This window comes from Collinsella aerofaciens (genome assembly GCF_015556945.1).
Classification (GTDB): domain Bacteria; phylum Actinomycetota; class Coriobacteriia; order Coriobacteriales; family Coriobacteriaceae; genus Collinsella; species Collinsella aerofaciens_AO.
This window is the reverse complement of the sequence record NZ_JADNNH010000009.1, coordinates 26,076-43,996: the sequence shown is the minus strand read 5'-3', so window position 1 is coordinate 43,996 and position 17,921 is coordinate 26,076. Positions and strand designations below refer to the sequence as shown.

Genomic DNA, 17,921 nt, shown 5'->3' with positions numbered 1-17,921 from the left:
GGTTGCCACGGCTTCTATGTTCTATCGGGTTGCCTGGGCAAGTTGCGCCAAGCTGTAGCCCTGCTGATAGACAAAGGTGAAGTATTGGGTGCAGGCGCGGTAGGCATCAAACGTCGCAAGTGCCTGCTCGACATTTGCGTAGACCTTCCAGGCCCCAAAGACCTTATAGTTCTCGCCGCGCTGGACGATAAACTCGTGCACGTCGTCGTAGGGATATCCTAGGAAGTAGCCTATTTCGTGCGGAAACTCGCAGGTGCAGTCGTTGCTGCAGCTAGCTTGCTGGGGTAGTGCGCATCGAGTCTGGCTACAGGCGCATTCCGCGACGTTATTACTCGCGAGCGTGATGCGTGATGCCAAATGCACAAGGCATGTCGAAAGGTCTCTCGTGTCGTAGCCTTCCGAGGCGAGCGCCGTTTTGGCGCGAGGGTCCGCGAAATAGGTGGTGAGGCTTTTGGCTCGGTACACGTACACGAGCGCTCCGCAGGGCCGCCAGACCAAAACACTCAGGTGGATGCCAAGCGGGTCAAGCTCGCGGTTGCACTGGGCGATAACGTTGAGCAGGCGTGCTCGGCGTTCTGCGATGGTTTCTGTTGCGGTCGAGCCGTCCCCGTGGGCGTAGGTGCCTGGATAGGTAAAGAGCGATGCCGGCTTGATGCCCGCGAGCGTGGGGGAGCAGTTGCGCACGACTGCTGCCTGAAACGTTGGGATGTCTATGGTTCGAGTCACGTCGCTCCTTACGGATCTAAACTGTTAGCCTAGGAAAACTTATACACGAAAGTAAGCCATGGTCAACAAAAAAGTTTGAAGAGGGAAACTAATTGACCGAACGGACATGATTTTGGGTTAAGATGGAGACACCCCATGGGGGTATCCAGATAGGGCTACTTGAAAGGGGAACGCATGAGTGACTTGCTCAACCCTGCGAATCTCATCGTGCTGACCGTCATTGCCGTCGGCATGTTTTTTGGACTGCGTCGCATTGCCGCTTCGACACACGGGAAGAGTTGCTGCAGCGATGGTGCGAGCGGCAAGAAGGCCAAAAAGGTTGTGGTGGCAGACACCGACGAGTCCCACTACCCCTATCGTGAGGAACTCCTTATCGGCGGCATGAGTTGCGACGGCTGCGCCCGGAATGTGACGAATGCCCTCAATGCGCTTGATGGCGTGTGGGCTACGGTAACGTACGCGGACCACACGGCACGCGTGCGCTCGAAGCGCCCGGTTGATCGCGACACACTCGAGACGGCAGTGAGGGGTGCGGGCTATTACGTTATGAAAATGTAGGCGTTGCCCTCTCCGGTGGGTACCAGCCTCCTGCCCATTGTGACTATCGGCATCCAAAAATTTGCGCAAAAATAACCTTTAGATGCGGCAAAAGTGGAGTTTGGTGACGGTTTGCGCGGAATTCGCTACCAATCGAGCATCTATGAACCCGTCCAAAAAATTACAGGTGTATATTTATACACTGATTATTGCTGTGCTCAGATTGCAATTAACCGTGGACAGAAATGAAGAATGCTAAAACTGGGCTTTAGGACAGGGGAGGCTATAACCTTATGAGACGAGTGGGAACACTTGGCTTGGTGGCAGCGCTTGCCGCTATCTTGGTATCGCCGCTGCCGGCACACGCCGAAGACGCATCGGGTGCCGTTACCTACAATGCGGGAAATGGGTATTCCTTTGAGAAGCTCTCGCATCCTACGGTAGGAACGTCGCAGCCGGATGGCATCGTCGACTACCAGGGTAACGGTGCCGTTGCCGTCCCGGGCGCCGATGGTAATACGGCCAACAACGAAGGCGATCGCGGCCAGAGCTACACTTGGGCGGCTGCGAGCTATGGTGACTGGCTTTATGTGGGCACCTGCTATGCGGCGATGGGCAACACGCTGACGCTCATGAACAGCACGCTGGGCGATTCCTTTGATGTCGAAACCATGCGCCTGACGCTGGAGGCCATGTTTAACGGTACCTTCTTCTATGGACAGCAGAAGGAGGACGGCACGGCCGACAAGGACAGCGGCGGCATCTTGGTCAAGATCAATACCAAGACCGGTGAGACCAAGCTGCTACTCTCTGAATCGCTCAACGGCGTCGCTCCTTTGTTCCGCAATGCCGTGAGCTATAAGGGTAAGCTCTATTTCTGCGGCAGCGTCAGGACCAATGACGGCAAAGGCGGCCTGCCTGCTGTATACGAGATCGATCCTAAGACGGATGAGTACAAAGTTGTCTATCAGGGCCTTTCGAGCATGCAGGATTACGGTGCTGCCTACAAGCAGGGCATTTCTACCGGTATCCGCGGCATGTGCGTCCATGATGGCCAGCTCGTCATCAGTAATGTGGGTAAAGACGCGAACGGTAATTTTGTGTCGACAATCCTGACGTCGTCTGACCCCTCGAAGGGCCAGGACAGCTTCACCGAGATTGCCAACTCGGAGACGCTGTTTGGCTATCCGGCGATTCGCTATCAGGACAGCATCTACGGCGGCGCCATTTGGGATATGGTCTCGTACAATGGCCATCTCTATGCGACCATTTGCACCGGTACGCCCGAGAACGCTCCCGATGATAATTCCATGCAGTCGTTTGCCATGGTCCGTGGCGACAAGAATGCCGACGGCAGCTATTCGTGGACTCCCATTGTCGGCGATCAGAAGACGGACGTTGCAAAGTACTGCTTTGGCATCGATCCTGCCCGTACCCGTTCTGGCGCTGCCAACCTCATCGTCTACAACGACTACCTCTATATCGGTGAATACAACGACGAGGAGATTGCCCTCGAGCGCATCCTGTTCAACAAATCCAACACCGAAGAGGGCGGCAAGAGCAGCATGGGTGGCGTTGACTGCTCGTTTGTGAATGCCAATCTTGAGCAGTCGGTTAACATCTATCGCATGGACAAGGACGAGAACATGGAGCTCGTCGTTGGCGATCGCACCGACATGTTCCCCGAGGGCGGTATTTCCGGCCTGACTTCGGGCTTTGGCCGAAACGAGAACCAGTACATTTGGCGCATGCAGAAGTTCGACGGCAAGCTGTATATCGGTACCTTTGATACCGCGAGCCTGCTTGAGCCGATCGGCCAGTTCTCCAATGGCGACATTATCGATATGACGCCCGAGGAGTGGGACTCTCAGGTTCAGCGCCTTAGGGACCTGCTCAATCACCTGCTCGACAAGAAATCGCCTGACGACCCCATCGTTCCCGTTAACACGCTTGCGGACGATGATTCAAACGAGGCCGTCGAGGTCGATGATTCGAACGAAGCTGCTGAGGTTGATGATTCAAACAAGGCCGTCGATGTCGATGACGAGAAGACCGAGGTTGCTAAGGGCTTTGGCGATCTGAGCGATGCGCTGGAGGATGCCGCGGGCGGTCTTTGCGATCAGGCCGCGACGATGTCCCAGGACTTTGAGGACGACGCCGCTTATGTCCAGAAGATCGATGGCGAGATCGCGTACTTCAAGTCCTTTGCCGACCAGTATCAGGACATGCTCGATAGCTATGAGAGCCTTAAGCAGCAGTACGAGGATGCCTATGGCACCGAGCTGCCGAGCGATATTCAGGATGCGCTCGATAAGCTGCTGAGCGAGGAGAACCTCAAGAAGTTGCAGAGTGTCCTTACGTGCATGTGTTACCTGCGCGATGCCGAGCGCGGCTTTGATATGTATGTGACCGAGGACGGCGTGAACTTTACGACGCTGACGACCAATGGCTTTAACGATCCGTATAACCATGGTCTGCGCACCTTTGCGGTGACCAACCAGGGTCTGTGCCTTGGTACCGCCAACCCGTTCTATGGTTGCCAGGTCTGGATCCAGCGCAAGGAGAATTCGGAGAATCCGGTTGATCCCGGTACTCCGGATCCGACGGAACCCACCGATCCTTCGCAGCCGGGTGGCGGCGATCAGCCTGGCGGCAGCCAGACGGGTGGCAACGACCAGTCGAGCAGCACCACGACCACCGTCACGACGACCGCTAAGAAGACTCCGAAGGACGGCTCGCTGCCTCGCGCTGGCGACTCGACCCTCACGCTGGTCTTGGGATTGCTGGTTGCAGCTGCCGCAGTGCTTGGCATTGCTCTCGTCTTGCGCAAGCGTTCTCGTCGCTAGGCTCGTCCGCGTAGCTCAATGTCCTGGATATCGTCGAAGTTGATGGCGATATCCCTGAGTTTGAGCAGCTTGAATGCGGGTAACGCTTCGTCGAGAATGCCCGTGCGGCTACGATAGCCGTACGTATCGTAATAGGTGACGCGCACCAAGTCGCCGCGTTTGAGGCCCTCGAGCTTTTGCGAAAGCTCGAGGGCTTTTTCTTCCGTGAGCTCACGTTTTTGCTCGACGGTGATTTCCTGCTTGCGCACGAGTTCGTAGTATCCCGTGAGGGCGGCAAAGGGCATAAACTGTGCGGCGCGGTTGGCGCGCACGGCACCGTTGGCAGTGAGGTTGGGGTCGGCTGCGCGGCGTCTGCCCTCGGGGTCCGCCAGGCGCTCGAAGGCGGTCGGCGGGCGCATGGGCTGTTGTTTGGGTTTAGGCACGGTGTCCTCCAACTTGATCGTTGCGCTCGCGCGCGGTGGCGCCGGCGGTAAAGCTTAATCCCTTGACGAGCGCGTTCTTGCCGTACTTGCCTTTCACGGCCAGGACGGCGCGCGCCAGGTCGCGCTCGCGCTCATCGGCCTCGATATCGCTGAACAGATCGATGGTGGCAAATTCCTCGGGCACAAGATTGCTAAAGCCCAGGTTGATGCGCTTGACCGGTCGTTTGGGATCGACAGTCTGCGCCCAGAGCTCATCGAAATAGCCCATGATCTTCTTAAACGAATTGGTACGCTCGGGCAGCTTGCGCGAGGCGTTGGAGTGCGCAAAGAGCGCGGCATAGCCACCACGCGGTTTGCCACCATGCTCTCCCACAAAGATGCCATCGATTGCCTGCGCTTCGCGCACCAGGCGGCGCCGTTCGTCATCGCGCTGGACGGGCTTGGGAGCACGGGGCGCGAGCTCGGGGCCGGCGGTTGCGGTGGGTTCGATGCTCGACGTACTCGAGCGCAGGTGTCCGCATCCGTCCACATATTGTGCAGTACCGCTGGCATCAAGCCTGCGTATGTCGGCGCGCTCGCTCGCGTAGCCCACAAAGAGCGAGATGCTGTCGCAGACCACGTGCTTGTCGATCAAGTCCAACACGGCGTTGTCGACCATCTCGCGCAAGACGGTGTAGGCCTGCTCGTAGGCATAGCCCTTCGAGAGCACCTGTCCTGTGGTGGTCGAAGTTGCTTGCGGGCGATAGGCTTGGATATCGGCGATGGTTGTCGGCTCGCGTCCGAAGGCGTGGTCGATGAGATACTCGGCATTGACGCCGAGCTCGTCGTAAAGCAGGTTTTCGTCGAGCGCCGCGACGCCCATCAGATCGTAGACGCCGTATTTTTCGAGTCGTGCTGCCACGCCGGGGCCGATGCCCCAGATATCGGTGATGGGACGATGGGGCCAGATTTCCTTGCGAAAGGTCTCATCGTCGAGTATGCCGATGCGGCTGGGCACGTGCTTGGCGGTGATATCGAGTGCAACTTTGGCCTGGAATAGGTTGGGGCCGATGCCGACCGTCGCCGTGATGCCGGTGCGCGCCAGGACCTCGTCGCGCAACATGCAGGCGAAGCCTTCCGCATCGGTGTGATAGAGGTCCAGATAGGGTGTCACGTCGATAAAGCACTCGTCAATTGAGTAGACGTGAACGTCTTGCGGACTGACGTATTCCAGGTAGATACCGTAGATCTGCGCCGACACCTCCATGTAGTGCTGCATGCGCGGTACGGCCTTGATGTAGTTGATGCCGTCGGGAATCTCGAATAGGCGGCAGCGGTTGTGAATACCTAAGTCCTTCATGGCCTGCGTGATGGCGAGGCAGATGGTCGTGCGTCCGCGCGATTCGTCGGCAACGACTAGGTTGGTGGTGAGCGGATCGAGCCCACGGTCGACGCACTCGACGCTGGCATAAAACGTCTTGAGGTCGATGCAGATATAGGTGTGCTGCTCGTGCGCCATCCGTGTCCCTCCATCAAACACATGTTCTTATCGAATACTTGTTCGATAATACCCGCTCGTCCGAACATCGTCAAAACCTGTCAAAAAGGGACTGGTTTGTTTTGGTAGGTATGATCGTGCGGTTGGATCGGGTTTTAACGCAGCTCTAAAGAGTGCGAAACAGCTCGGAAAACCTCGCCTCGTAGCATGAGCCTAACGATTGATACCGCCTATGCGCACGGAAGGGTTGTGGGAAAGATGGTCAATTATGGGTTTGGTATGCCGACGCGCCTTGTTGCGGATGGAGACGTGGCTCGCTGGTGCGGACGATTGGTCGCTCACTACGGTGGCACCAAGGCACTGGTCGTGCTGGGCGGTGACAAGCATACGCGCGATGAGCTTGTCTCGGCGGCACTTGGCTCGCTTGATCGAGCTCTGCTCGAGCGCGTGCTTTTTCGCTGCGGCTCGGTTGAGGGTGACGGGGGAGACGAACTGATCGACGAAGCCGTGGCCCTGGCGACCGACGAAGGCATGGACTTTGTCCTGGCGATTGGCGATGTCGATACTGCTGGCTTTGCACGCGAGCTCGCGCGGCGCATGGCGGCGCTCGATGCCGGCGAAGACGGCTTTGTGCCTTATGGATGCATTCTCTCGGAGGGCAAGGCGCCTGCTGTCGTGGGCACCGGTGAGGTTCCCGTTTTTGCCATTATCGCGCCCGAACTGCTGGAGGGCATCGGGTCTCCTCTGCGTGAGTTGCTCGGTAGCATCTGCGCCGCGGCCTAATATTTGCCATAAAAGGACGGGTTATTTTTGGTTGGTAAAGCGTTTGACCTGCCAAAATAAGCCTGTCCCTTTTTAATCGGTTGCCGTTTGGAGGCCGATTGGCAACGCTCGCTGATTGTAGTCTTGACCTGCGCTAGAATAGTGGCATCTGAATGTCCGGGCGCATGGAGGCGTGCGCCCGTATGCTGAGGAGGACTCTATGGCAACTGTTGCCGCACCTATCGATGCTACGTCGACTGCCGCTTGGAAGGCACTCGAGGCTCATCAGGAGAAGCTTGAGGCCGATGGTATCGACCTCAAGGCCTGGTTCGCCGCCGATGCCGAGCGCGTGAACAAGCTGAGCTTTGACGCCGGTGACCTGCACTTCGATCTGTCGAAGAACCTGGTGACCGATGAGACCGTCAAGCTGCTGTGCGATCTTGCCCGCGAGGTGAAGCTCGAGGAGCGCCGCGACGCCATGTTCTCCGGCGAGCACATCAACACCACCGAGGACCGCGCCGTCCTGCACACCGCGCTTCGCCGCCCGGCAACCGAGAAGGGCCAGCTCATCGTCGACGGCCAGGACGTCGTCGCCGACGTGCACGAGGTCCTCGATCGCATGTATGCCTTCGCCGAGCGCGTGCGCTCCGGTGAGTGGAAGGGCGTTACCGGCAAGAAGATCGAGCACCTGGTGTCCATCGGCATCGGTGGCTCCGATCTGGGCCCGGTCATGGCCTACGAGGCCCTGCGTCCCTATGCCGACGCCGGTATCGACTGCCGCTACATCTCCAACATCGACCCCAACGACCAGGCCGAGAAGCTCAAGGGCCTGGATCCCGAGACCACGCTCGTGATCATCGTCTCCAAGACCTTCACCACGCTCGAGACCCTCACCAACGCCCGCGAGGTCAAGACCTGGATGCTCGAGCAGCTCAAGGCTCAGGGCGCCATCGACGGCTCCGATGAGCAGAACGCCGAGGCCGTGGCAAAGCACTTCGTCGCCGTTTCCACCGCACTCGAGAAGGTCGAGGCCTTCGGTATCGACCCCGCCAACGCCTTCGGTTTCTGGAACTGGGTCGGCGGCCGCTATTCCGTTGACTCCGCCGTGGGCCTGTCGCTGATCGTCGTGCTCGGCCCCGAGCGCTTCCAGCAGTTCCTCGAAGGCTTCCACGCCATCGACGAGTACTTCTGCAACACCCCGCTCGAGAACAACGCCGTCGCGCTGATGGGCCTGCTCAATGTCTGGTACGTCAACTTCTTCGGTTCCAAGAGCCACGCCGTGCTTCCGTACTGCCAGTATCTGCACCGCTTCCCGGCCTACCTGCAGCAGCTCACCATGGAGTCCAACGGCAAGCACGTCCGCTGGGACGGCAGCGCTGTGACCTCCGATACCGGTGAGATCTTCTGGGGCGAGCCCGGCACCAACGGCCAGCATGCCTTCTATCAGCTGCTGCACCAGGGCACTGTGGTGGTCCCGGCCGACTTTATCGCTTTCGCCAACACTGCCAACCCTGCGACCGACAGCGGCCAGGATGTCCACGAGCTGTTCCTGGGCAACTTCCTGGCCCAGACCAAGGCGCTCGCCTTTGGTAAGACGGCCGATGAGGTGCGCGCCGAGGGCACACCCGAGCAGATCGTCCCGGCCCGTTGCTTTGAGGGCAACCGTCCGACGACTTCGATCTTCGGCGACACGCTGACCCCGTTCGCGCTCGGCGAGCTCATCGCCCTGTACGAGCACATCACGTTTGTCGAGGGCACGGTCTGGGGCATCGACTCCTACGACCAGTGGGGCGTTGAGCTGGGCAAGCAGCTTGCCAAGCAGATTACCCCTGCCTTACACGATGACGCCGCCAAGGCCGAGCAGGACGCTTCGACCCAGGCGCTTATCGAGTTCTACCGCGCTCACCGTAAGTAGTCGCTGCTGTTAACGCATCGCGCCTTATAGTCAGGGGCCCGTATCCTATCGGATGCGGGCCCCTTTGCTTTGCCGTAGTCCCGGGGCGCACGGCCTTTGTGGAACATCGCTGGGGCGCCGCGCGCCGCGAGAACCCTGCGCCTAGATCTCGGCCTCCGCATGGTCTCGCTGCGCCTCGGGCAGCTCCCCGTAGAGCGGATGGTCTTCGAGCCTAAAGCGCTCGACCTGTTCGGGAGTGCGACCGCGCACAAAGAGCCACGAGCGATCGATCGGCGTCGCCATGAGCGTGCTGGGCAGCGCGTCGGCGCGGTCGGAAAACACCCGGGCACTCTCGGGATCCTGGAACGCCAGCACCAGATGCGTGTCGCAGTTGCCCATGATGGAGCGTGCGCGTGCCTCGCCATAGAGCGCATCGAGCTGGTTGGTCGACTGCAGCAGCAGCGTTGCCCAGATGTTGCGGCTTCGGATAATCGAGAGCACGTTGTCGATCTGGGGGATCTGCAGATTTGCGAAGTCATCGAGCATAAAGCGCACGGGCACGGGCAGGCTGCCGTCGGGCTGCCTATCGGCCTCACGAATGAGGCCCATAAACGCCTGCGAAATAAAGAGGCCGGTCAGCGGATCGAGATTGCGGTCAATATCGCTCACGGTTACAAACAGGACGCAGGGGGTGTGTCCCATGGAAGCGAAGTTCACCTGATGGCACTCACGATAGAGCTGTGCCGCACCGTCGAATCCCAGACACATGACCTTTTCGGCAAGGATGCCGACGATGCTCGCGTGCATGCGCTCGGCATTTTGCGTAATGGCGTAGCGCCGCCATAGCGAGAGGGCATAGCTTTGGGGGTCGGTCGTGATCAGGTCGTCAAACAATCGACCCGTGGCACCGTCCTGCAGGTGCTCGATCAGCTTGATGACCGAGCTGATCGTCTGCTCGTCGGCGGGTAGCTGTTCGGTGACGTAGGCGATAAGACACGACAGCAGGTTTGCCGCCGCATGATCCCAAAAAGGCTGGTTGTTGTCCTCGATGGGGCAGATGGCCTTTGCCACCGAGAGGATGTCCTGCTGGTTGGGCCTGCCGTCCGCCTTGCGGCGAATGTGCCTCAGGGGGCTGTAGCCGCAGCGCTCGATGCCGGGCGCAAGGGCCGGGACGGTGTTGAGGTCGGCGAAGTTGAGGCATTGCACGCGGTAACCGTGGGCTGCCAGCACGGGTCCCACTTCGCGACAGAGCGTGCCTTTGGTGTCGAGCACGATGTAGCTTGCGTTCATTTGCAGCAGGTTGGGCTTGAGGACGTTTCGGGTCTTGCCGGCTCCCGAGGGGCCGATCACAAGTGCGTTGTTGTTGAGTCCCGTTTGGCGGGTGTCGCAGGAGAGCGTTCGATCCTTGGCGAGGATGGTGGACGATGCGGACTCAGATGCGGCGAGGCGGCTGGCGAGGTTAGACATGGGCGACCTCCTTGGTGGTCGAGAGAATTTCGTGGGCAAAGCCGAGCTCGACGGCGCGCTCGGCCGAAAGGTAGGTGTCTTTTGCAGTGAGGGACTGGATGCGCTTGGGCGTGAGGCCGCTGCGGTCCGAGAGGATTTGCGTGAGGGTCTTGCGGGTCTGCATGAGACGCCGGCTGGTTTCCTGCAGCGCAAGTGCCGAGCCGCCTGCCCCCTGGGGGATCAGTGGGTCGTGAATCATGAGCTCTGCATGGGGCGCCATACGGCGATCGTCGCCGCCCATAAAGATCACGGCGCCCATGGACGCGGCGAATTCCAGGCAGACGGTGCGGATGGGGCACGATGCGAGGCGCATGGCGTCATAGATCGCAAGACCCGATCGCACGCTTCCGCCGGCGCTGGCGACAAATATGGTGATGGGGCGGCTGGGGTCGGTGGCATCGAGCAGGCGGATCTGCTGGCATAGGTCGTGGGCCATCGGGGTTTCGATGTTTCCCATGACGGAGAGCTCGCGACGGGCGAGCATCTCATCGTAAATGCTGGTGAGCGTGATACCTCGGGCGGATTCACGCATGGTGAGGGGGCTGATGATGGGGGAATGATTGGTGTCCATGAGGACTCCTTTCTGTTGGTGGTGTTGTGGAATAGAGTCGCTGCCCGCGGAGGGGCTGGCGGGCTACAGGGTTCGTCCGAGCCTGAGATCGAGCTCGGTTGTGGGGCAGGCTGCCTGTCCGTGCGGCTCGCAAGCGCCAAGGGCTCCAAAGCGATGGAGCGTTGCGACGGGCGTGGTGTAGGCGAGCCGCAGCTGATGCTCGATAGGGGCACATCCGTCATTTTTGTAATGAGCCGCGTAGTACTGCGCGATGCTGGCGTTCATCTCGCTGCCATTGCGATGGCGCTCAAACTGGCGTCTGCAGGTCTCGATGATCTTTGCTACCGACTTGGGTGCCGTCGCGGGAACAAGGGCGAGATAGCCCTCAAATAGCTCGTTGATGCTCAGGAGGCACAGCAGGTCGATCAGCGTCCTTATGGCTGCTCCCTCGGCGGAAAAGTGCGCGGTCATGCGGTTATATCGGTTGCGGTCGACGATGGCCGCATGGGGTCTTGGAGTTTTCTGCCCCGTGGTCCCAGGCTTTTGCCGCGCCTGTGTATTGAGCTCGACGTTGCAGCGCTTGAGGCCGTCCAACGGAAGGAACAGTGCGGTGCGCAGGGTGTTCCGCTTGCTTTCGAGTTCATGACGCTCGTCGGGTTCCCATGCGAGCTTGAGTTTCGTGTCGAGCGCCGTAAGCATATGGGCTAGGCAGCCTACGGTAAGAACGCACGAATCGTTGCCGCGTTTTGGGGCATAGGGGTCTGTCAGCTTGCGAATGTCGGGGTCGCCCATGATCTTTGTGCAGCGCTTCAGCAGTTGAGGGTGGTCGGCCAAGATCGTCGCGAGCGGTAGCGACGCGTAGTTCTTGATGGTCGCGGCGGCAAAGGCGGCGTCATATTCGTTTGCATATGCTCGCTCAATTCGGGCATCCAGAATGCTTTTCTTATCGCCGTCTTCAGCGTGGTGGTTTGTCATAGCTTCTCCAATCGGTTGATGTTCGTGCTGTTTGTTGATGTGTTGGTTGTCGTGAGTGATGTGCTTGCCGTGGGTGATGTGCTGACGTTTGGGTGCTATGCGGTTTTCAATGAGCCCATGAGGCAGTTGCTGCAGGGGCGGGATGGAACGGCCCATGCAAGGCGGAAGGCATCGTGCTCAAAATCGAGACAGCAATGCCCTGGGTGCCTCACATGTGGCAGTTACCTCATTAAGTTGTCATTGCGTTTGGGGTTGTACTTTGCCGATCTTCCTTCTCTTACACGCTAAAACTCAAACTTCATATGCTCGATCTACTTAAAACCGCAACGGCGGTCTTTTATCAACTTATATGTCGGAACGCGTCTTTGCAAGTACTTTTTTGCCTTTGTTTCAAATGGGGTGGTTTTGCAACCGTCATACGCGCGCTGTGCGAACGTGCCCCGGCTCGGATAAGATAGTGCGCGATAAAAACGATGCAAGGAGGCACATATGGCAATCAAAGCCATCGCGATGGATATCGACGGTACGCTCACCAATGACCAGAAGGTCATTAGCCCGCGCACACGTGAGAAACTGCTCGCAGCGCAGGAGTCGGGCATTAAGCTCATTTTGGCCTCGGGCCGTCCCGCGTGGGGCCTTCATGCCCTGGCGCAGGAGCTCGATCTTCAGAGCCACGATGGTCTGCTGGTGGCCTTTAACGGTGCGCACGTGGTCGATGCTCAGACCGACGAGGTGCTGTTCGACCAGGCCATGCCGGTCGACGAGCTGCACCGTCTGATTGATCACCTGCGTAATTTTGACGTGATCCCTATGATTTCGCTCGGTCGCGATTTGCATGTCGTGGATTCGTATCACTGCATGATCACGCTGCCTGACGGCTCGCAGAAAAACATCGTCAAATACGAGCGCGATGCGTGCGATCTTAAGATTCGCGAGGTGGAGAGCCTGCATGAGGTCGCTGATGCTTATCCCGTGGACAAGCTGCTGACGGCGGGCGATCCGGCCTACCTGCAGGCGCATTACGAGGAGATGTATGCGCCCTTTAAGCAGACGCTTTCGGGCATGTTTACGGCCGACTGGTACTTTGAGTACACGGCGCCCGGTATCGACAAGGCCCGCGCACTCGAGGGTGCCCTGCCCAAGCTCGGCATCGATGCCAGTGAGGTCGTATCGTTTGGCGACGGCCAGAACGACAAGTCCATGATTGAGTGGGCCGGCACCGGTGTTGCCATGGGTAACGCCGTCGAAGAGGTTAAGGCTGTAGCCCAGATGGTGACCGCCGATAACAACGAAGATGGCATTGCGGTGGCGCTGGATAAGCTGCTGGGTTAGAATCGCCGATTAATGCATGGCTCGGGCGCCTGCTTGCGGGCGTCCTTTTGTTAGGGAGGGTGCCGTGTCCGCATTTCCGTTCGACGCCGTTATCTTTGACATGGACGGCGTCATTGTCGATACCGAGTATTACTACTTGGGCGAGACTGCCGCGTTTGCCAAGGAGCTTGGACTTAATCTGACTCAAGAGGAGTTGAATGGGCAGGTCGGTACCTCGCATCAGTTCTTCCTGCATATGCTGGTCGATTGGTTTGAGCGCGCCGGTAAGGGACACTTCACTGGCGAGGAGGCGTTGGCCCGTTGGGACGAGTGGGCGCATAAGCGTCCGCGTGACTATCAGGCTTTGATTAACCCAGGCGCCGTGGATACGATTCGAGAGCTGCCGCGCCGTGGCGTTCGCGTGGCGCTTGCCAGCTCGTCTCCCATGGTTAGCATCGAGGAAGTGCTCAACGCATGCGGGCTGTCTGATGCCTTTGAGTATGTGGTGAGCGGCGAGCAGTTTAAGGAGAGCAAACCCGAGCCCGACATCTACCTGCATGCGCTGGACCTGCTGGGGCTGCCCGCGAATCGTTGCTGCTGCGTTGAGGATTCCGTTCCGGGCATTACCGCGGGTAAGCGAGCCGGCCTGACGGTCATTGCCAAGCGCGAGGAACGCTTTGGCTTTAGCCAGGATGCCGCGGACAAGATTATCGACCAGCTGCCGGAGCTGCTCACGCTTTCTTAGGAGCGCGGTAGTTGCGCGTTTTTCGGGTCAGATGAGTAAATACCCGACATTTTGGTGCGGCAGCAAGCATACTTTATGCTAATGCGGGCTTAAGGGCTTGTTGAATGCCCTTGAGCCCGCTTTTGACTTAATTGTGCTGGGAGAGGGTATATGCCACCGACTGAAGGGCTAACTGACGGTAAAGCAGCGATACCGCTGTACCAACAGGTCATTGATATCATTAAAAACGAAATCAACTCCGGCGCCTACAAGGCAGGCGCGCGGATACCCAACGAATTCGAATTGGCTGAGAGCTATAAAGTTGGCCGCGTTACCGTGCGACGCGCTATTGAGGAGCTCGTCCAGCAGGGCTATCTAACGAAGCGACAGGGGAAAGGCACGTTCGTCAATGCCCCCAAGCTCAAGCGCAAGATTCGCCAGAAGGATGACGTCCAGAGTTTTTCGGACGCATGCCGCGTTAACGGAATGGAACCGGGGGCGTGTGTCATTTCGAGAAAGATACTGCCGGCGGATTCTACCGAAGCACAGTTCTTTGGTGTTCCCGTTGGAACTGACTTGATTTGCGTCGAGCGTGTGCGTACTGCCGATGGCGTCCCCGTCATGCTTGAGAACAACATATACGTTTACGAGGACAACGCCTATCTATCAACGGCACCTCTATCTAACCAATCCATTTTTGAGTTCGTGCGCAACCGGACGGGCCGCACGCCCGCGTTTACCGACCCGTGCACGCTCGAGATCGCGTGCGCGTCGCCCGAGGTCGCTCGACTGTTGGCAGTTCCCGTTGGCGAACCCTTGTTTTATATGGAAGCCTTCTTTTTCGATGAGCAGCGGCGGCCGTTTATCATCGGTCGTCAGCGGATCGTTGGGTCTCGCTACGTTTTTGACATCTAGGACATTGCGAATGGAAGCGCCCGGTGGATCATCTCACCGGGCGCTTCCATACCGTTCACGGCGCGAACACAACCGTTCAACCGCGTTGCGGCAATCAGTTTGAAATTATCTTGATGAAGGAAAAAGCTGCATGTAATCTATGGGACGTCATAGAACGTTTGCCTTATGCAAACGTTGAAGCGAGATGCGATGCAGTCTCGAGTTCTTTGGAGGTATCTATGTCAGATACGAAGGCGAAGAAGACAAACAGACGTTTTAAGTTCAAATTACCGCATGTCTATACGATCATGTTCTTGCTGATCGTTGTCTTTGCGGTCCTGACTTGGATCGTTCCCTCTGGTCAGTATCAGCGCAAGACGATTTCGACAGCGGCGGGCGAGCGTGAAGTCGCCGTTGCTGGAACCTATGAACAGGTCGATAAGAACTACACCGATTCCGAGACCGGCGAGACCATCAATCTGGGCCAGGATATCTTCGCGGTTCTGCAAGCGCCCACCAAGGGTATCCAAGAGGCTGCCGACGTCGTTGCGTTCGTCTTATTGATTGGCGGATCGTTCGCGATCATCACCAAGACCAACGCTTTGAATGCCGGCATGAGCCGTGTGATTAAAAAGCTCAAGAACAAGGACATCCTCATCATTCCCATCACGATGACATTGCTGTCCATTTGCGGCACTACGTTTGGTATGTCTGAGGAAGCCCTGCCGTTCTATGCCATCTTCATTCCCATCATGATGGGTATCGGTTATGACTCGATGACGGCATTCATCATCTGCTTCCTTGGTCCCAACCTGGGATATTGTGCTTCGACCATCGACCCGTTTAATGTTTTGATCGCCCAGGGCATCATTGGCATCGAGGGCAATCCGCAACTGTGGCTGCGCGCCGTTTCTTGGGTCATCTTCACTGCCGTCGGTATCGCATGGGCCATGCGCTACGCCATGCGCGTCAAGAAAAACCCCGAGTCGTCCATTGTGTACGAGGACGATAAGCTCAAGCGTATCGAGTTTTCCGTGACCGATGCCTCCATCGAGGAAGAGTTCACTATCCGTCAGAAGCTCGTGCTTATCGATTTTGCTTGCGGTATGGGCATTATCGTCTGGGGTCTTGTTACCCAGGGCTGGTACATGAATGAGATTTCCGCCGTGTTCCTTGGCATGGGCTTGCTTGCCGGTATCCTGGGCGGTCTTGACCAGCAGACGATCGCAGAGGAGTTCGTTAAGGGTCTCGCCGACTTTGCGTACGCTGCCATCGTTATCGGTATCGCTCGCGGTATTCTGGTCATCGCCGAGGGCGGCATGATCATCGACACCATCCTCCAGGCGCTCGCTACTGCGCTCGCCGGTGCACCCGCCGCCGTCTACACCACGTTTATGTATATCGTTCTTGGCCTGCTCTCTTTGCTGGTTCCCTCAAGTTCTGGCCTGGCGGCGCTCACCATGCCCGTTATGGGCCCCCTGACCGAGCTCATGGGCCTCAATCCCGAGGCGGCCGTCACCGCGCTCCAGTTTGCCAACCAGACCATCAACACCATCAGCCCCGTGGCGGGCATGACGGTCGCCGGTCTTGCCGTGGCTAGGATTTCGTTTGGCCAATGGTGGAAGACCATTTGGAAGTTCTTCATTTTCATGGTTGTCTTTGGCCTGATCGTAACGGCAATCTCTGGCATGCTTCCGGTGTAGGTGGTTGTGATGTCTGATCGTTTGACGGTCCTGACGTCTAAGAGCGTCTTTACCGGTACGGGGGACCTGCCGTTTGAAGGTTTCGTAGCGGTCCGTGGCAATCGAATTGAGGCGGTTGGCACCAAGTGCGAGGTGACTTCGTATTTGACCCAGGCGGACGAGGTAGTTGACCTTGGGGACCGCACCGTCATGCCTGGCCTGATCGATGTGCATACCTTCTATACGGGCTGGGCGCTGCGGTCGTTGGGGTCTGATCTGTCCGGCATCGCTGATGCCAAAGAGGCCGTGTCGCTCTTGCGTGCATGGAAAGAAGATCATCCGGATTGCCCGGCGGCTTTTGGCCACAATCTGCCCGAAACGTTGGCATCGGATGCCGAGAACGCAAATACGGCAGCTGTGTTTGACGATTGTTTTGGCGATATCCCTGTCGTCTGCTTTACGCCGGGTGCGGAGACCTGCGTTCTCAATGCTGCCGCCAGTGCGCGATACGGCTTTACACCCCAGGCATGCTATGCCGAGAAGATCTGGCGCATGATGAGCGATTTCCTCGCGCTGCCCGAGGTGCGTGCCGGGTATTCGGACTACATGAGCATGCTTAACGAGCGCGGCGTTACCGCCATCAAGGAGATGGCGTTTGATGACTACTACGGCTTTGCCGACGAAATGGCTCGCCGTGAGGAATCTGGTGAGCTGACGGTTCGCGTCTCTATGATGTCGCAGCCGGTGGGTGCCGGTGCAAATCTGTCATATGCTCGCGAGGCACGAGAGCGCTTCCGGGGACCGTTCGTTCGTTTTTCTGGCTTCAACCGTATGACCGATCGCGGCGTATGGGCGGGGCTTGCCGAGATGATTGACCCCTATGAGGACACGGCCGATGCGGGAGCTGCCGGCAAGACGGTCGTCGAGGAGCCAGAGTGGGATCTGATTGAGAGCGAGCTGCGTGCAATTGATGCTGACGGTTTCCGATATTCCTTGCATTGCCAGGGCGATGGCGCCGTTCGTCGCACCGTGGCGCTCTATGCCTCGTTGCCTCGAGACGAGCATGGGCGGTTGCTTCGCCGCCATGCGATTACCGATCTCGAGAACTCTGACCCGACCGATCTTGTCGAGTTTGGCAAGTTAGGTGGAATTTGCGAGGTCTATCCGCAGATTCTGACGCTGGACCGGCGTGAGGATTGCTTGTCGATGATGCGTCGACAAATTGGCGAGACGCGACTTTTGCACAGCTGGAATCGCCGCGGCATGGAAGATTCCGGATGCACAGTGTGCTGCGGCACGGATCTGCCGCTGCTGATTCCGAGCCTGGGCGAGTCAATCTACAGCGCGTGCGGCGGATTCTTCGCCGACGGACTGCCCGTGAATGAGGTCAACACGCTGACGCTTGTCGAGCTCTTGCGCGCTTGGACTGCCGGGGGCGCGTACGACCTGATGCGCGAAGACGAGCTGGGTACGCTCGAGGTTGGCAAGCTTGCCGATATCTGCGTGCTCGATCGGGATGTGTTCGACCTCGATTATCGCGACGCACGCGATCTTGCGGTTGACATGACGATGTCGGACGGACAAATCGTGTTCGATCGAAATAAGGAGGCATAAG

General features: G+C 58.3%; 15 protein-coding genes. 9 read left to right on the top strand and 6 right to left on the bottom strand.

Annotated features, from left to right (window positions below; translation table 11 throughout):
• Window positions 1-21: 21 nt before the first annotated feature.
• The gene (locus I2F59_RS04025; protein WP_055309754.1) at window positions 22-726 is read right to left on the bottom strand and encodes a DUF3793 family protein; all 705 of its coding nucleotides are present in this window, start codon (window positions 724-726) and stop codon (window positions 22-24) included.
• Window positions 727-900: 174 nt separating this feature from the next.
• Between I2F59_RS04025 and I2F59_RS04020 the strand changes: the two genes are divergently transcribed.
• Both I2F59_RS04020 and I2F59_RS04015 read left to right on the top strand, forming a co-directional pair.
• Window positions 901-1,284, top strand: a complete 384-nt coding sequence (locus I2F59_RS04020) for a heavy-metal-associated domain-containing protein (protein WP_006234377.1) — start codon at window positions 901-903, stop codon at window positions 1,282-1,284.
• 272 nt (window positions 1,285-1,556) lie between these two features.
• Window positions 1,557-4,109 carry a hypothetical protein gene (locus I2F59_RS04015; protein ID WP_195503324.1) on the top strand — a complete coding sequence of 851 codons (2,553 nt, stop codon included), beginning with the start codon at window positions 1,557-1,559 and terminating at the stop codon, window positions 4,107-4,109.
• Here the strand turns inward: I2F59_RS04015 and I2F59_RS04010 are convergent.
• The gene (locus tag I2F59_RS04010; protein WP_227790077.1) at window positions 4,106-4,531 is read right to left on the bottom strand and encodes a hypothetical protein; all 426 of its coding nucleotides are present in this window, start codon (window positions 4,529-4,531) and stop codon (window positions 4,106-4,108) included. The genes I2F59_RS04015 and I2F59_RS04010 overlap by 4 nt on opposite strands.
• A complete protein-coding gene (locus tag I2F59_RS04005; RefSeq protein ID WP_195503323.1) occupies window positions 4,524-6,029 on the bottom strand; it encodes a Y-family DNA polymerase in 1,506 nt (501 codons plus the stop codon). Before I2F59_RS04005 ends, I2F59_RS04010 begins: the two co-directional genes overlap by 8 nt.
• 258 nt (window positions 6,030-6,287) lie before the next feature.
• Between I2F59_RS04005 and I2F59_RS04000 the strand changes: the two genes are divergently transcribed.
• Together I2F59_RS04000 and pgi are read left to right on the top strand one after the other, a co-directional pair.
• A complete protein-coding gene (locus tag I2F59_RS04000; RefSeq protein ID WP_195503322.1) occupies window positions 6,288-6,791 on the top strand; it encodes an iron-containing alcohol dehydrogenase in 504 nt (167 codons plus the stop codon).
• Between the two features lie 199 nt (window positions 6,792-6,990).
• Window positions 6,991-8,685, top strand: coding sequence for a glucose-6-phosphate isomerase (gene pgi / locus I2F59_RS03995; RefSeq protein ID WP_195503321.1), 1,695 nt, complete (start codon window positions 6,991-6,993; stop codon window positions 8,683-8,685).
• Window positions 8,686-8,826: 141 nt separating this feature from the next.
• On the opposite strand, the gene I2F59_RS03990 is transcribed toward pgi, so the two are convergent.
• The 3 genes from I2F59_RS03990 to I2F59_RS03980 all read right to left on the bottom strand — a co-directional run bounded on the left by I2F59_RS03990 (window position 8,827) and on the right by I2F59_RS03980 (window position 11,695).
• The gene (locus I2F59_RS03990) at window positions 8,827-10,131 is read right to left on the bottom strand and encodes a type IV secretory system conjugative DNA transfer family protein (protein ID WP_195503320.1); all 1,305 of its coding nucleotides are present in this window, start codon (window positions 10,129-10,131) and stop codon (window positions 8,827-8,829) included.
• Window positions 10,124-10,741 (bottom strand): ATP-dependent Clp protease proteolytic subunit, encoded by a 618-nt coding sequence (locus tag I2F59_RS03985; RefSeq protein WP_022094432.1) that lies wholly within the window; start codon window positions 10,739-10,741, stop codon window positions 10,124-10,126. The genes I2F59_RS03990 and I2F59_RS03985 overlap by 8 nt, the downstream gene beginning before the upstream one ends.
• Before the next feature lie 63 nt (window positions 10,742-10,804).
• Window positions 10,805-11,695 carry a hypothetical protein gene (locus tag I2F59_RS03980; RefSeq protein ID WP_195503319.1) on the bottom strand — a complete coding sequence of 297 codons (891 nt, stop codon included), beginning with the start codon at window positions 11,693-11,695 and terminating at the stop codon, window positions 10,805-10,807.
• A gap of 489 nt (window positions 11,696-12,184) precedes the next feature.
• Between I2F59_RS03980 and I2F59_RS03975 the strand changes: the two genes are divergently transcribed.
• The 5 genes from I2F59_RS03975 to I2F59_RS03955 all read left to right on the top strand — a co-directional run bounded on the left by I2F59_RS03975 (window position 12,185) and on the right by I2F59_RS03955 (window position 17,920).
• Window positions 12,185-13,027, top strand: coding sequence for a Cof-type HAD-IIB family hydrolase (locus I2F59_RS03975; RefSeq protein WP_195503318.1), 843 nt, complete (start codon window positions 12,185-12,187; stop codon window positions 13,025-13,027).
• Between the two features lie 64 nt (window positions 13,028-13,091).
• Window positions 13,092-13,751 carry an HAD family hydrolase gene (locus I2F59_RS03970; RefSeq protein WP_308196326.1) on the top strand — a complete coding sequence of 220 codons (660 nt, stop codon included), beginning with the start codon at window positions 13,092-13,094 and terminating at the stop codon, window positions 13,749-13,751.
• Between the two features lie 150 nt (window positions 13,752-13,901).
• Window positions 13,902-14,645 (top strand): GntR family transcriptional regulator, encoded by a 744-nt coding sequence (locus I2F59_RS03965; protein ID WP_035138851.1) that lies wholly within the window; start codon window positions 13,902-13,904, stop codon window positions 14,643-14,645.
• Between the two features lie 218 nt (window positions 14,646-14,863).
• Window positions 14,864-16,327, top strand: coding sequence for a YfcC family protein (locus I2F59_RS03960; RefSeq protein WP_006234363.1), 1,464 nt, complete (start codon window positions 14,864-14,866; stop codon window positions 16,325-16,327).
• A gap of 9 nt (window positions 16,328-16,336) precedes the next feature.
• Complete coding sequence (locus I2F59_RS03955) at window positions 16,337-17,920, top strand: amidohydrolase (protein WP_195503317.1); 1,584 nt, start codon at window positions 16,337-16,339, stop codon at window positions 17,918-17,920.
• The last annotated feature ends 1 nt before the right edge of the window (window position 17,921 follow it).

Coding starts and splice junctions, on each gene's coding strand:
- I2F59_RS04020 (WP_006234377.1), top strand. CDS start 901: ATGAGTGACTTGCTCAACCCTGCGAATCTCATCGTGCTGACCGTCATT.
- I2F59_RS04015 (WP_195503324.1), top strand. CDS start 1,557: ATGAGACGAGTGGGAACACTTGGCTTGGTGGCAGCGCTTGCCGCTATC.
- I2F59_RS04005 (WP_195503323.1), bottom strand. CDS start 6,029: ATGGCGCACGAGCAGCACACCTATATCTGCATCGACCTCAAGACGTTT.
- I2F59_RS04000 (WP_195503322.1), top strand. CDS start 6,288: ATGCCGACGCGCCTTGTTGCGGATGGAGACGTGGCTCGCTGGTGCGGA.
- pgi (WP_195503321.1), top strand. CDS start 6,991: ATGGCAACTGTTGCCGCACCTATCGATGCTACGTCGACTGCCGCTTGG.
- I2F59_RS03990 (WP_195503320.1), bottom strand. CDS start 10,131: ATGTCTAACCTCGCCAGCCGCCTCGCCGCATCTGAGTCCGCATCGTCC.
- I2F59_RS03985 (WP_022094432.1), bottom strand. CDS start 10,741: ATGGACACCAATCATTCCCCCATCATCAGCCCCCTCACCATGCGTGAA.
- I2F59_RS03980 (WP_195503319.1), bottom strand. CDS start 11,695: ATGACAAACCACCACGCTGAAGACGGCGATAAGAAAAGCATTCTGGAT.
- I2F59_RS03975 (WP_195503318.1), top strand. CDS start 12,185: ATGGCAATCAAAGCCATCGCGATGGATATCGACGGTACGCTCACCAAT.
- I2F59_RS03965 (WP_035138851.1), top strand. CDS start 13,902: ATGCCACCGACTGAAGGGCTAACTGACGGTAAAGCAGCGATACCGCTG.
- I2F59_RS03960 (WP_006234363.1), top strand. CDS start 14,864: ATGTCAGATACGAAGGCGAAGAAGACAAACAGACGTTTTAAGTTCAAA.
- I2F59_RS03955 (WP_195503317.1), top strand. CDS start 16,337: ATGTCTGATCGTTTGACGGTCCTGACGTCTAAGAGCGTCTTTACCGGT.